Source organism: Rhodanobacter sp. K2T2, assembly GCF_013408815.1.
GTDB lineage: Bacteria > Pseudomonadota > Gammaproteobacteria > Xanthomonadales > Rhodanobacteraceae > Rhodanobacter.
In genome coordinates this window covers 92,633-105,212 of sequence record NZ_JACCCA010000003.1, presented here as the reverse complement: position 1 = coordinate 105,212, position 12,580 = coordinate 92,633, and the positions used below count along the sequence as shown (strand labels likewise).

At 64.2% G+C, this 12,580-nt stretch carries 11 protein-coding genes; 2 read left to right on the top strand and 9 right to left on the bottom strand.

Going from position 1 to position 12,580, the window contains the following annotated elements; all coding sequences use genetic code 11:
• The first annotated feature begins 67 nt into the window (after nucleotides 1–67).
• On the top strand, nucleotides 68–667 hold the full coding sequence (locus HDE78_RS06180) for a DUF4124 domain-containing protein (RefSeq protein WP_218862097.1): 600 nt from the start codon (nucleotides 68–70) through the stop codon (nucleotides 665–667).
• A 75-nt stretch (nucleotides 668–742) separates the two neighbouring features.
• Here HDE78_RS06180 and HDE78_RS06175 read toward each other — a convergent pair whose 3' ends face one another.
• The 3 genes from HDE78_RS06175 to HDE78_RS06165 form a co-directional block, all read right to left on the bottom strand.
• A complete protein-coding gene (locus tag HDE78_RS06175; RefSeq protein ID WP_218862096.1) occupies nucleotides 743–1,207 on the bottom strand; it encodes a lysozyme inhibitor LprI family protein in 465 nt (154 codons plus the stop codon).
• 56 nt (nucleotides 1,208–1,263) lie between these two features.
• Nucleotides 1,264–2,001 carry an ABC transporter substrate-binding protein gene (locus HDE78_RS06170; RefSeq protein ID WP_179477664.1) on the bottom strand — a complete coding sequence of 246 codons (738 nt, stop codon included), beginning with the start codon at nucleotides 1,999–2,001 and terminating at the stop codon, nucleotides 1,264–1,266.
• A gap of 394 nt (nucleotides 2,002–2,395) precedes the next feature.
• A complete protein-coding gene (locus tag HDE78_RS06165; protein WP_179477663.1) occupies nucleotides 2,396–3,433 on the bottom strand; it encodes a YeiH family protein in 1,038 nt (345 codons plus the stop codon).
• Nucleotides 3,434–3,520: 87 nt separating this feature from the next.
• On the opposite strand from HDE78_RS06165, the gene HDE78_RS06160 reads away from it, so the two are divergent.
• A complete protein-coding gene (locus HDE78_RS06160) occupies nucleotides 3,521–4,408 on the top strand; it encodes a LysR family transcriptional regulator (RefSeq protein WP_179477662.1) in 888 nt (295 codons plus the stop codon).
• A 13-nt stretch (nucleotides 4,409–4,421) separates the two neighbouring features.
• On the opposite strand, the gene HDE78_RS06155 is transcribed toward HDE78_RS06160, so the two are convergent.
• The 6 genes from HDE78_RS06155 to HDE78_RS06130 form a co-directional block, all read right to left on the bottom strand.
• Complete coding sequence (locus tag HDE78_RS06155) at nucleotides 4,422–7,526, bottom strand: error-prone DNA polymerase (RefSeq protein ID WP_179477661.1); 3,105 nt, start codon at nucleotides 7,524–7,526, stop codon at nucleotides 4,422–4,424.
• Nucleotides 7,523–8,929 carry a DNA polymerase Y family protein gene (locus HDE78_RS06150; RefSeq protein ID WP_179477660.1) on the bottom strand — a complete coding sequence of 469 codons (1,407 nt, stop codon included), beginning with the start codon at nucleotides 8,927–8,929 and terminating at the stop codon, nucleotides 7,523–7,525. The genes HDE78_RS06155 and HDE78_RS06150 overlap by 4 nt, the downstream gene beginning before the upstream one ends.
• 10 nt (nucleotides 8,930–8,939) lie before the next feature.
• Nucleotides 8,940–9,575 carry a translesion DNA synthesis-associated protein ImuA gene (gene imuA, locus HDE78_RS06145; RefSeq protein WP_179477659.1) on the bottom strand — a complete coding sequence of 212 codons (636 nt, stop codon included), beginning with the start codon at nucleotides 9,573–9,575 and terminating at the stop codon, nucleotides 8,940–8,942.
• On the bottom strand, nucleotides 9,575–10,183 hold the full coding sequence (lexA, locus tag HDE78_RS06140) for a transcriptional repressor LexA (protein ID WP_179477658.1): 609 nt from the start codon (nucleotides 10,181–10,183) through the stop codon (nucleotides 9,575–9,577). Before lexA ends, imuA begins: the two co-directional genes overlap by 1 nt.
• Before the next feature lie 111 nt (nucleotides 10,184–10,294).
• Nucleotides 10,295–12,058: a phosphoenolpyruvate--protein phosphotransferase gene (gene ptsP / locus HDE78_RS06135; protein ID WP_179477657.1), complete on the bottom strand. Its 1,764-nt coding sequence runs from the start codon at nucleotides 12,056–12,058 to the stop codon at nucleotides 10,295–10,297.
• 246 nt (nucleotides 12,059–12,304) lie between these two features.
• Entirely contained in the window at nucleotides 12,305–12,574 is a 270-nt protein-coding gene (locus tag HDE78_RS06130; RefSeq protein ID WP_179477656.1) for an HPr family phosphocarrier protein, read from the bottom strand.
• Between the last annotated feature and the right edge of the window lie 6 nt (nucleotides 12,575–12,580).

Sequence of the window (12,580 nt, the reverse complement as noted above, 5' to 3'; positions counted from 1 at the left end):
CTGTGAAGCGGGGCTTTCGTGGCGAGTAGCGATCGTCTGACCATGTATCGAACCAGGGGTTGTGGAAATGTTGAATGGCGAAGGAAGAGCCAAGGTCGTATTGGCTTCTATTTTTTTACTGGTTTCGATGATACCCGCCACTACCCAAGCTGACGTCTACAAATGCAAGAAGGCCGGCTCCGTTTCCTATCAGGAAACTCCCTGTGAGGGCGCCAATGTGCAGTCCACCCATATCGAAGATCGGGATTCAAACCACTTCATCGGCTGTTTTGCAACGACGGAAAGTCGGTTTTCACGTTCGATCGAGGTACGCGCCAACGGAGCGGGAACATATCAATTAGTTGATGAGGTCAATCCTCTTGGGTCCGGCGTCGTTTTGAAGCAAGCCACCAGCGAAGAGTTGCTGGCAGTCAGCAACGGACTTCATCTAAAAGTCTCCAACGGTTTGAGCCGTTACACGGGTCAAAATGGGACGGTCGTTATCTACACGAGTCGTTTCGGAAGTCGTTATGTAACTCGTGGTTCTCCGGTAACACAACCCATAACGGCGGGAAGTTTGTACGGTATATACAGGGGAAAAGATTCACAGGGCTTGCCACTCACTCTCCTCTACACAGGCGGTGGTGTGCCGCAAGTCATCGAAAAATCTTCTTGTCCCAAATACTAGAGAAATTTGTCTCGGCACTATGAGTTCGAAGGCATCAACAACATGTCGCGTGTCGGCGCGGCGGTAATTGGACGTTCAACTGGAAGGTACGGGACAGCTCATGTCGCCTTCCTGACAGTGCAGATAGGTTTTGAGTTCCGTGATGCGTTTGCTCGTCAATCCCGCGCGGCATTGGGCGACCAGCATGGGATGAATGCTGCCTTGCGCGGTGGCCGATGTTGAAAACGCACACTCGGTGTCGCGAAAACCAAGCCAGCTTTTCTGTGCGGCGATCAGTAGCTGGGTCGTTTCTTTATCGGCTTTCAGGCGGGCAGTGATCTGCTTATAAACCGTATTGAGTTCGGCATCGGTTTTTCTGTAAGTCTGGTCCGCGCAACTATTCATGGTCGTCTGCGTGGAAGCGTTGGTGCAATCGTCGGCCTGCACGGCGGCGATCGGTGCTACAGCGACGATGCTCAGCAGCATAGTGAGAATACGCATGCGTTTCTCCGCAAGTGGATGATGAAGTGGTTCGCGATCTTTGGAGCGCATTCGCGCCATAGGGCCGCTTCCGTGGCGTAGTTGAACCTGAACAAGTGACGATTGCCGCGAGCGCCTTACATCAGCTCGACCCATGCCGTGCTGTGCAGCCAAAAATCTTCCCGATCGGCGATAAAGCCGCTGGCCTTTTCGTAAATCAACCAGGCGTTGACCACATCGAGCAGATTCTGATCGTTAAGGCGCACGGCGAAGGCATGCGCGGTCTTGCCGAACTTGCTGACGTCGAGCGAGCGCAGCTGATCGGCATAGGCGTTTGCGGTGGCTTGCGGCAGCGGCTGTTCGGCGATCAATCCGTCCAGTTTGCCACTACGCACATCTTTCAGCGCCTGGCTTTCGTCGTTGATGTCCACGACCTCGCTATTGCCCAGCCATGTGTTGGCGGTGGCCTGGGTGACGGTGCCAGCGAGCACACCGATGCGGTGCTTTCCGCCTTTTTCGAGAGCGAGCAGGTCGTCGTTGCCGAGCGACTTGCGATTCACCACGAGGCCGAGCGGAAAGTCGCCATAGCTCTGACTGTATTTCAACAGCAGCGTACGCTGTGGCGTCACGCTGAGGCCTGACGCCAGTAGGTCGAAATGGCCATCGCGCAGGTCGCCGATGGCGCTGGCCCATGTGGTCGGCACCAGTTCGAGTTTCCAGTGCATGTCCTTGGTCAGCTGCCGGATAAAGTCGATCTCCAGGCCGATCCACTGACCGTTTTTGTCGCGCAATACCCAGGGAGCATTGAGCGCTACGCCGACCCGCAGTACGCCGTTCTTCTGTACGGAGGTCAGCGTATCGCCCGATACATGCATCGAACTCGCGGTGCTTGGCGTCGCGGCAATAGCGGCTGGCATGGGGATCAAGAAATTCGCTGCCGCAATCGAAACCAGATAGCTCAAAACCCGGAAAAAGCGCATATATTTCCCCTCGTTGGCTGCCAAGAATGACTGCGTCGGCATGTGGATAAGACACCTGGGCGGCACACGATGCAAGCCCGATGGCGCCCTGCCGCGCAGAACGCGCCTCCCGCCACGAACTCATCGTTGGGTGGCAAGCGGCTAGATGCTTATACCCCAACTCGGCCGCGCCGTTGCAAGCCGGCGCGGCGTTTTGTGACGGGCTGTGGGTGGATCGTGCAGTGTGCCTTTTGACCAGCTTTATCTGGTCACGTGACGACGAGTTCGCAGGAGCGGCTTTGCGGAAACGTCAGAGCTGCCCGATCACCTTCTGCACCAGCAGGCTGCTGACCGCGACTGCCACCCAGACACCCAGTCCCAGCAGGATGGGCTTGATGCCGCTGGCGGCCATGCGGCGCAGATTGGCGGACAGGCCGATCGCGGTGAGCGCTACGATGATCAGAAACTCGGCGGCGAAGTGAATGGACGGCTGGATGGTCAGGGGAATCAGCCCGGCGGTGCGTATTCCGGAGGCCACCAGAAACCACAGGATGAACCAGGGAAAGATCTTGGCGAGGCTGAAGTTGCTGGCGCTGCCGTCCTTGGCTGCGTTGCGCTTTTCGCGCGCGGCGACGACGAACGCCAGTACCAGGCAGACGGGAATGATCAGCGTGGCGCGAGTCAGCTTGACGATGGTGGCAAAGTCACCGGCGGTCTTGCTGTAGCTGTAGCCGGCGGCGACCACCGAGGAAGTGTCGTTGATCGCGGTGCCGGCCCACAGGCCGAAGCCGAGATCGGACAGGTGCATCAAGTGACCGAGCAGGGGAAACAGCAGCACGGCGACCAGATTGAACAGGAAGATCGTCGAGATGGCGAAGGCGGTGTCGTGATCTTCCGGGCGGATGATCGGGGTGACGGCGGCAATCGCCGAGCCGCCGCAGATCGCCGTACCCACGCCGATCAAGATTTTCAGCTTGTCGTGCACGCCCAGCCAGCGGCCGAGCAGCCATGCCGAAAGAAACGCCACGGTCATCGTCACCAACGTGACAGAGAGCGACTGCAGCCCGGTTTTCGCCACCTGACTCAGGCTCAGGCCGAACCCCAGCGCGATGATCGACCACTGCAGCACATACTTGCCGGCAAAGGCGATGCCCGGCCGAAAGTGCGCGCCCGGCGAGGTCAGATTGCCGACAACGATGCCCAGCACGATGCCGATAACCGGCCCGCCGACCAACGGCAGCAGGTGGCCTAACCAGAGCGCCACCAGCGCAATGCCGGCCGCCAGGGCAATGCCGGAGACAATCGAGTGCTGCGGCGTGGGCTGGGCGTGGATGACCTGGGCGTTCATGATGTGTGTCCTTGGGATGCGCCATTGTCCTCGCCGTCATCCATCAGGAAAACTTGGAATATCTGATGGAAGCGATAAGATTGACTGATGATCAATATCAGCCCGCGCCAGCTTGAGGTGTTTGTGCAGATCGCTCTGCACGGCAGCGTGCGTGCGGCGGCGGAGCGCCTGCACCTGACCCAGCCGGCCGCCAGTATGGCGCTGGCGGAAATGGAGCGTCAGCTCGATGCGCCGGTGTTTGCGCGCGAGCGCGGTCGTCTGCGACTGAATGCGCGCGGCCGCGAGCTGCTGCCGCTGGCGCAGGAGCTGCTGGAGCGCCACGCCGAGTTCGGCCGTCGCGGCAGCGAAGGGGCGGCGGCTCTGGCCGGTGAGCTGCGCATCGGTGCCAGCAATACCGTAGGCAACTACCGCGTCGGCGAACTGCTGGGCGCCTTTGCGCGCAGCCATGCGCAGGTGGCGATACGGCTGCGCGTGGCGAATACCGAAACCATCGCCGCGGGCGTGCTCGATCACAGTCTCGATGTCGGCTGTGTCGAAGGCCCGGTGACGCATCCTCTGCTGGAGGTGCGGCCATGGCGCGATGACGTGCTGGTGGTATGCGCGCCGCCGGATCATCCGCTGGCGCGCAAGCGCGGCCTGAAGCCGGCAGATTTTTCCGGCGCGCGCTGGGTCATGCGCGAGCCGGGCTCGGCCACGCGCACGATCAGCGAACGCGTGATGGCGCAGCTGCCGCCCGGAGAAACGGTCCTGGAACTCGACCAGATCGAGGCGATCAAGCAAAGCGTGGTGGCCGGTCTGGGCATCGCTTTTCTGCCTGCCGTGGCGGTCATCGATGCGTTGGCTGTGGGCCGATTGAAGGCCCTGAAGACGCCGTTCCTCGATCTGCAGCGCAAGCTTTCGATCGTGCTGCACCGGCAGAAATACCGCGGCGTGCTGCTGGATGCCTTTCTGGAAAGTGTCGCGCCCAAACGCTGATGGGCCGGTCGCTTCAGTGAAAATCGCGCGACTTGACGTCGAGCGAGCCGAGCATCGGCGTGAGGTCTTCCAGCCGCTGCGCGATCAGGTGCTGCACGCCATGCTGGCTTTCCAGGTAACCGTGCACGGCCAGCAGGTTCGATTGCAGCAGCACGCGGCGCTGGCGTTCGGAGACGCTGGTCCACACCACGACATTGGTGAGGCCGTATTCGTCTTCCAGGGTGAGAAAAATCACGCCGCTGGCTGTCTGCGGCCGCTGCCGCAGGGTCACCATGCCGGCCACGCGGATGTGCCTGCCGTTGGGTATCGTGCCAAGTTCCGATGAATCGCGATAGCGCCGCCGTTGCAATTCGGGCCGCAAAAAGGCCAGCGGGTGCTGGCCTAGCGTAGTGCCGGTGAGCAGGTAGTCGGCGCGCATGTCCTCGCAGGCGGTGGGCACAGGCAGTACGACGGACTCGGACTCGGCTTGAGCCGGCAGATGAGCGAACAGCGGCAGCGACGACTCCACTGCGGCGATGGCCCAGCGCGCGCGGTGGCGATGGCCGGCCAGTCCGCGCAAGGCGCCGGCATCGGCCAGCAGTGACTGCTGGCGTCGATCGATCTGCGTGCGCGCGCAAAGATCGGCGACATTGACGAAGGGCCGCTGTTCGCGTTGGAGCGCGATTTTTTCGGCCGTCGCCGGATGCAGACCATTGATCAGGCGCAGGCCCATGCGGATCGCCAGTTGCATGTGGCGGTCGACGTGATTCTGCAGCGTGCAGTCCCAGTGGCTGTGGCGTACGTCCACCGGCAGCACGCGGATGCCGTGACGTTTAGCATCCTGCAGCAGCTGGTCCGGCGAATAGAAACCCATCGGCGCGGAGTTGATCAGCGCGCAGGCGAAGGCGGCCGGCTCATGGCATTTCAGCCAGCTGCTGACATAGACGATCAGTGCAAAGCTGGCGGCGTGCGATTCGGGAAAGCCGTAGCTGCCGAAGCCCTTGATCTGTTCGAACAGGCGCTCGGCGAAGTCGGCGGTGTAGCCATTTTTCAGCATGCCGGCGAGCAGCTTTTCGCGATGCGACTCCAGTCCGCCGTGGCGCTTCCACGCCGCCATCGAGCGTCGCAGCTGATCGGCTTCGCCGGGCGAGTAATCGGCCGCGGCGATGGCGATCTGCATCACCTGCTCTTGAAACAGCGGTACGCCCAGCGTGCGCTTCAGCACCGTCTCCAATTTTTTCGAGGGGTAGACCACCGGCTCCTGTCCGTTACGTCGGCGCAGGTAGGGATGCACCATGTCGCCCTGGATCGGGCCGGGGCGCACAATCGCCACTTCGATCACCAGGTCGTAATAGTTGGCTGGTTTCAGCCGCGGCAGCATAGCCATCTGTGCGCGCGATTCGATCTGGAACACGCCGACCGTATCGGCGCGACTGATCATGGCGTAGGTATCCGAGTCGTTCGGCGGGATGCTTTCCATCGTGTGGTCGCCGCGGCCGTGTTCGCGCAAAAGCGCCAGTGTCTTGCGCACCGCGGTGAGCATGCCGAGCGCGAGGCAGTCGACCTTGAGCATGCGCATCACGTCCAGGTCGTCCTTGTCCCACTGGATGACCGTGCGGTTTTCCATCGCCGCGTTCTCCACCGGCACCAGGGTCGACAGCGGATGCTCGGAAATCACGAAGCCGCCGGGATGCTGCGACAGATAATGCGGAAAACCGATCAGCTCGGTGGTCAGCGCGATCACCTGACGCAGCAGCGGCGAATCCGGATCGAAGCCGCACTCGCGCAGATACGCCGGGATCGGCGCGTCCTCGTTCCAGCGGTCCATCGTGGCAGCCAGCTCACCGGCCAGATCGGATGACAGGCCCAGCGCCCGCGCCACATCGCGCACGGCGCCGCGGCCGCGGTACTGCGTGGCGACCGCCGTGAGCGCAGCACGATCGCGGCCGTAGCGGTTGAACACGTATTGCAGCACTTCCTCGCGCCGCTCATGTTCGAAATCCACGTCGATATCCGGCGGCTCGTCGCGCTCGCTGGAGATGAAGCGCTCGAACAGCATCTCCATCTGCGTGGGATCGATCGCGGTGATGCCGAGCACATAGCAGACGACCGAGTTGGCCGCCGACCCGCGGCCTTGGCAGAGGATTTTTTCCCTGTGTGCAAAGTTCACGATGTCGTGCACGGTCAGAAAGTACGAGGCGTATTTCTTTTCCGTGATCAGCGCCAGCTCGTGCCCGATCTGTTGGCGCGCCTTGTCGGGCGTGCCCTTCGGCCAGCGCCAGCGTTCGCCTGCTGTCGTGAGATGGCGCAGCCAGCTATTCGGGTCGTGGCCCTCGGGCACCAGCTCGCGGGGATAGGCGTATTTCAGATCCTCCAGCCGGAACTGGCAGCGATCGGCAACCGCCACGCTTTGCGCCAGCAGCTGCGGTGGATAGATCGCGGCCAGAGCCTTGCGCGTGCGCAGATGGCGTTCACCGTTGGCGAACAGGCGGTGTCCTGCCTCAGCCACGGTGGTCTTGTAACGGATCGCGGTGAGCGTGTCCTGCAGTGCGCGGCGCGAGCGCACGTGCATGTGCACATCGCCACTGGCGACCAGCGGCAGCTGCAGGCGTTCGCCGAGTGCCTGCAGCCAGGCGAGCCTGGTTGCATCGTCGGCGCCACGATGCAGTTCGATGGCGAGCCAGCCGCGATCGGGGAAGCGCGAGACGATCCATGCACCGTGAGCGTCGTCGCGCGCGGCATCTCTTTCCTCGGGAGGAAGCCACAAGGCCAGCAGGCCATCGGTATCCGTCACGTCCTCGCAGCGCAGTTGATAGTGGCCTTTCGGCGCGCGCCGACGCGCCAAAGTGAGCAGCTGGCAAAGTCGCGTGTAGCCGGCCTGCGATGCCACCAGCAGCACCAGCTTGGGGCCATCGTCCAGCTGCACTTCGCTGCCGACGATCAGTTTCATTTCCGTTTTCCGCGCGGCCTGCAGCGCGCGCACGATGCCGGCCAGCGAGCCATCGTCGGTGATCGCCAGTGCGTGATAGCCCAGTGCCTTGGCACGTTCGAACAGTTCGATCGCCACCGACGCGCCGCGCTGGAAGCTGAAAGCCGACAGGCAGTGCAGCTCGGCATAGTCGGGCAGCGGCAAGCTCACGCAAACCAGCCGTGCAGCATGAATTCGCCCAGCTCGCCGGCCGGCCTGTAGGCCCACGCGCGTTGGCCCATGCTGGTTTCCACCACGTAGTAATCGCGGCGCACGTCGGCCTCCCACCAGCCGCTCTCGATGCGTTCGGGACCGGCCAGAACGCGCAGGCGATGATCGCGTAGCGGTACGGGCTGTTTAAGCAGCCAGCCCGGTCGCGGAAGGGACGTCGGCAGTGATTTGGTTTGGACGTCTATTTGCCACGACCGTTCGGGCCGGTGATCGGCGCGCACGGCCAGCCCATGCACGGCGTCATCGCCGAGCCGCGCGCGCAGCCGTTCGCGCAGCTGCTGCCAGGGCATGGCCTGCTGTGGCCGTGCATCGAACAGATCGCGTGCGGCCGGCACAAAAGGCGGCATTTCGGTCGCGATCAGTTGCATCGCGCCGACCGATGCGCTCAGCGTCAGCGGTTCCAGCCGTCCGCGTGCGAATTCGAACAGCATCGCCGGATCGCGTTCGGCCGCCAGCAGGCCGATGCGCACGTCGGTGACCGGGCCGCGATCGTGCTCCAGTCGCAGCAGAAACTGCTGCACGCCGCCGTCGCGACCGGCCAGATAGACGGCCAGATCGTCGGTCAGCCGACGCAGCGGAAACAGCAGCGCCTGGCTGGACGTAACGTCGTAGTTGAACTCGATGCGCGCCTCGAACACATCGGCGGGCTGGAAATACGGCAGCGGCGTGGCCAGTGCGCCGGTGAGGCGATCGAGCTGCTGCAGCGCAGGCGCACCGACGCGCTTGCCCAGCGACGCGCGCGGCAGGGCAAATACCTGTTGCAGCCTGCGCAGGCCCATCCGGCCCAGGCTTTCGCAGACATCGAGCGGCAGGCCACTGGCATCGATCGGTAGCTGGCCCAGCGCCTTCTGCAGCGGGGCTCCCTGGCTGATGGCCAGGCCATCGTGCCGGTTCACCAGCGCGCGCGCGGCCCAGGGATTGGGCGCCAGCACGATGCGGTGGCGGAAGCCCAGCTCGGAAAGGTCGTGGCGCAGGCGCGCTTCCAGCCGTGGCCAAGGGCCGAACAGTTTGAAGCTGGCCTCGACTTCCAGCAGCAGCGTCGAGGGCAGGCTGCGGCTGACCAGCGAACCGTAGCGGTACGCCCAGGCAGCGAGGAAATCGTGCGTGCGCTCGGCCGCGGCGCTGTCGACGTCGACCTTGGCAAAGTGATGGCAAAGCGTCTGTGCCGTGGTCAGCGGCTGGCCGGCCTGCAGCCCTTCGGCTTCGGCGGCCTCGTTGACGGCCTGCAGCACGCGCCGCTGCGAGGGGCCGCTGATCAGCGCCAGCGGCAGGTCGGGTGCGGCGTGTCGGCGAAGGACGCCGTCGAGCGCCAGTTGCGGCAGCAAAATGCAGGCCCACAGCATGGCGTCGGCCTCAACGTGCGAGTGCGGAAAGCGGCAGCGGCTGCGTCGGCGGATTGCCGCCGCGGCATTTGATGACGCGCAGCTGCGCCGGTGCGGTATCGATGACGATGCGCAGGGCCGCCGGTGACGGGTTGGCCGCAGCTTTGGCATCGCGCATGGCGAAGCCGAGGCACTGCCCGGTTTCTGCGGCCACCTGCAGCCGGCGCAGCGCGCGATCGTCGGCCTGCAGCGGCCAGCACAGCACGGCCGCACACGCCGCCGAGCGCAGGCATTGCTCGGTCGCCCACAGTACGTCGCGCGGCTGGGCCAGCACGATCTGCAGCTTCTCCAGGCGGACGCCGGCATTTGCCCAGGCGCTGGCAAACGGCAGGTAGGGCGGGGCGATCAGCACGATTTTTTCATCGGATGAGGCGTCGCCGGCTTGCGATAGCCGCGCCAGCGTGGGCCACAGCAGGCGCAGCTCGCCGATGCCGTCCATCGGCAGCAGCAATTCACTGAGCGCCGATTCCGGCCAGCCGCCGCTGGGCAGCTGGGCGTCCAACGCGGCAAAGCCGGTCGGCTGCCTCGATGTCGGGCGCGCCTGTGGCTGGCCGCGCCAGACCCGGCGCGAATCGAGCAGGCTGTCGAGGGCAACGACGCTGGCCATCAGCCAGGCCTGATCAGGCCGGCGAACAGGCCTTCGATGGCGAAGTCGTTGCTGCGCGGATCGACCTCGATCGGGGCGAACGCGGGATTGCGCGGCAGCAGGCGGATGCGCGCACCCTTGCGCTCCAGTCGCTTGACGGTGAACTCGCCATCGAGCCGTGCGACCACGGTCTGACCGCTGCGCGCTTCGGGCGTGCGGTGCACGCCGATCAGGTCATGCGGCAGGATGCCATCGAGCAGCATCGATTCGCCGAGCACTTCCAGCAGGTAATCGGGCCGCAGTTGAAACAGCGCGGCATCCAGCGAAACCTGGCGACGCACCTCGGCATCCGAGGCGATCGGTTTGCCCGCCGCCACTCGGCCGAGCAGGGGCACCTGCATTATTTTGGCCGGCGCCTGACGGTTGATCAGCCGGATGCCGCGCGCCTGACCGCCCAACCATTCGATATGTCCGGCCTTGGCCAGTGCTTCCAGATGCAGTCGCGCCGAGCGGTTCTGCCGAAAGCCCAGCGCCGCGGCAATTTCCATTTGCGAAGGCGGGTAGCCCTGCGCATTGATGTGTTCGCGCAGGTAATCGAGCAAGGTTTGCTGGGTAGGCGAGAGTGACATGGTACTAATATTAGTACCGTCCGGCGTCGATTATGCAAGTGACGGGCAGACAAGGAAATCGTGATCGGGAAGCCGCACGCGTACGTGCTTTGATCGCTCTGCGGTCGGCACTCAGCTCAGCGCGCGATCTGCCGGGGCCAGGCATTCACCGAGAATTTCATTCATCAGCGCCTCGGCCTGTTCGTGCGTGTGGGCGCGCAGCAGGCGCGAGGCCTGCCGGCGCAGATGGGCATGGTCGAGCGTGGCCAGGCGGTCGCGCACGTGCAAAATCTGCGTGGGGTGCATGCTGAATTCGCACAGGCCCAGCACCAGCAGCAGCGCGGTGAAATTCACATCGCCGGCGATCTCACCGCACAGGCTGACCGGTTTTTTGGCGCGGCGACCTGAGCTGATGACGTGCGACAGCAGCCGCAGCAGCGCGGGCTGCAGCGGGTTGTAGATGTTTTCCAGCGCGTCGTTGCCGCGATCGGCGGCGAGCACGTACTGGGCCAGGTCGTTGGTGCCGATGGCCAGAAAATCCGAGTATTCCAGCAGTGCACGCACGTTGATCGCTGCGGCCGGCACTTCGATCATCGCGCCCAGCGGCAGCTTTTCCGGCAGGTCGACGTTTTCGCGTTTCAGCTCTTGCCGGGCCAGCCGGAACAGGGTGCGCACGGCGATCAGTTCGTCGGGCTGGGTAACCATCGGCACCAGCACGCGCACCGGGCCGTAGCAGGCGGCGCGCAGAATCGCGCGGATCTGCGTGGTGAACACGGCCGGGTAGCGCAGCGACAGACGCACGCCGCGCACGCCGAGCGCGGGGTTTTCCTCGCCGCGCACGACTAGCCCCGCGGCATCGGCCTTGTCGGCGCCGAGGTCGAGCGTGCGGATGGTGACGGGCAGACCGCCCATGCCCATCACCAGATCGCGATAGGCGATGAACTGCTCGTCTTCCGACGGCAAACCCTTGTGGCGCAGGAACAGGAATTCGGTGCGGTAAAGGCCTACGCCGTCGGCGCCGCGCGAGCGGGCGGCGGCCACGTCGCTGGCGCTTTCGGCGTTGGCGAGCAGGCAGATCTCGATGCCGTCGCGGGTGCGCGTGGGCGCATTGGCCAGCATGGCCAGGCGTCGGCCCTCGATCGCCGCTTCGCGCTGCCAGGCGCGGTAGCGCGACAAGTCCTGCGCGGTAGGATGAACGATCGCCTCGCCGCGCTCGGCGTCGAGCAGGATCAGGTCGTCGTCGTGAATGGTCGACAGCGCGTCGCGCGTGCCCACCAGCATCGGCAGGCCGAGGCTGCGGGCGAGAATCGCGCTGTGCGAATACGGGCTGCCGGAACTGCCGACCACGCCGAGCAGGCCGTTGCCGGCCAGCTGCGCCATGTCGCCCGGCGCGATGCTGTCGGCAATAAGGATTTCGCCGACGCGTGCAGCGAGTTTGCGTTCTTCGGGGCTGGTCTGGCGCTGCAGCGCGGAGATCACCCGGTTGATGACCTGCTCGATGTCTTCCTTGCGGCTGCGCAGGTAGGGATCGTCCATCGCCTCGAACACGGCGGACAAACGATCGCGCTGTTTTTTCAGCGCGGCGCCAGGACGGTAGTGGCCGATGCGCACCATGTCGTCCAGACCGCGCAGCAGTTCGGCATCGTCCAGCAGCAGGCTATGCGCGTCGATGAACTCGTTGACCTCGCGTGCCAGTGCGCCGTGCAGCTTGCCGCGCAGTTCGCGCAGTTCCTGCCGCGCGGTATCGAGCGCGCGGTGCAGCAGTTCGATCTGTTCCTCGACTTCGTCCTCGGCCAGCGGCCGGGTGTCGACGCTGTAGCGGCTCGGCTGCACCAGACGCGCGCGACCCAGCGCCATGCCGTGCGCCGCGATGGTGCCGCTGAGGACATGCCTCATGGCGCGGCACTCGCCGCGCGGGGAACAGGGACGCGCGCAGCGCGAACGCCAAAGGCGGCCCGAAGGGCGAGTGGCGAAGCCGCGAGTAACGGGGAATGGGGAACGTTAAGCATAAAGGAGGAGCGGGGCAGCTTCGGATAGGTAAGAAAAAAAGCGCAGTGTTTCAAACACGCCTTATGCGTGCCGTTTCCCATTCCCTGTTCCCTGCTGGGCCACCTCGGGTGGTTTCCCGTTCCCTGCTTCACCTCATGCTCCTTCGTCGAACTTGCGCGCAAACAGATCCGCCACGGCGGTGACGGCGGCCTGCTCGTCCGCGCCGTCGGCGCGAATGATCAGCGGTGTGCCGATGCCGGCAGCCAGCATCATCACGCCCATGATGCTCTGGGCATTGACTTCGCGACCGCGGCTGACCAGCCACACGGTCGCCTTGAACCCCTGAACAAGCTGCACCAGCTTCGCCGATGCGCGCGCATGCAGGCCAAGCTTGTTGGAAACCACGATTTCTTGTTCAAGCATAAATAA

Bases quoted from the DNA above. Each gene is read 5' to 3' on its own strand.
- HDE78_RS06180 (WP_218862097.1), top strand. From the start codon at position 68: ATGTTGAATGGCGAAGGAAGAGCCAAGGTCGTATTGGCTTCTATTTTT.
- HDE78_RS06175 (WP_218862096.1), bottom strand. From the start codon at position 1,207: ATGGCGCGAATGCGCTCCAAAGATCGCGAACCACTTCATCATCCACTT.
- HDE78_RS06170 (WP_179477664.1), bottom strand. From the start codon at position 2,001: ATGCATGTATCGGGCGATACGCTGACCTCCGTACAGAAGAACGGCGTA.
- HDE78_RS06165 (WP_179477663.1), bottom strand. From the start codon at position 3,433: ATGAACGCCCAGGTCATCCACGCCCAGCCCACGCCGCAGCACTCGATT.
- HDE78_RS06160 (WP_179477662.1), top strand. From the start codon at position 3,521: ATGATCAATATCAGCCCGCGCCAGCTTGAGGTGTTTGTGCAGATCGCT.
- HDE78_RS06150 (WP_179477660.1), bottom strand. From the start codon at position 8,929: ATGCTGTGGGCCTGCATTTTGCTGCCGCAACTGGCGCTCGACGGCGTC.
- imuA (WP_179477659.1), bottom strand. From the start codon at position 9,575: ATGGCCAGCGTCGTTGCCCTCGACAGCCTGCTCGATTCGCGCCGGGTC.
- lexA (WP_179477658.1), bottom strand. From the start codon at position 10,183: ATGTCACTCTCGCCTACCCAGCAAACCTTGCTCGATTACCTGCGCGAA.
- ptsP (WP_179477657.1), bottom strand. From the start codon at position 12,058: ATGAGGCATGTCCTCAGCGGCACCATCGCGGCGCACGGCATGGCGCTG.
- HDE78_RS06130 (WP_179477656.1), bottom strand. From the start codon at position 12,574: ATGCTTGAACAAGAAATCGTGGTTTCCAACAAGCTTGGCCTGCATGCG.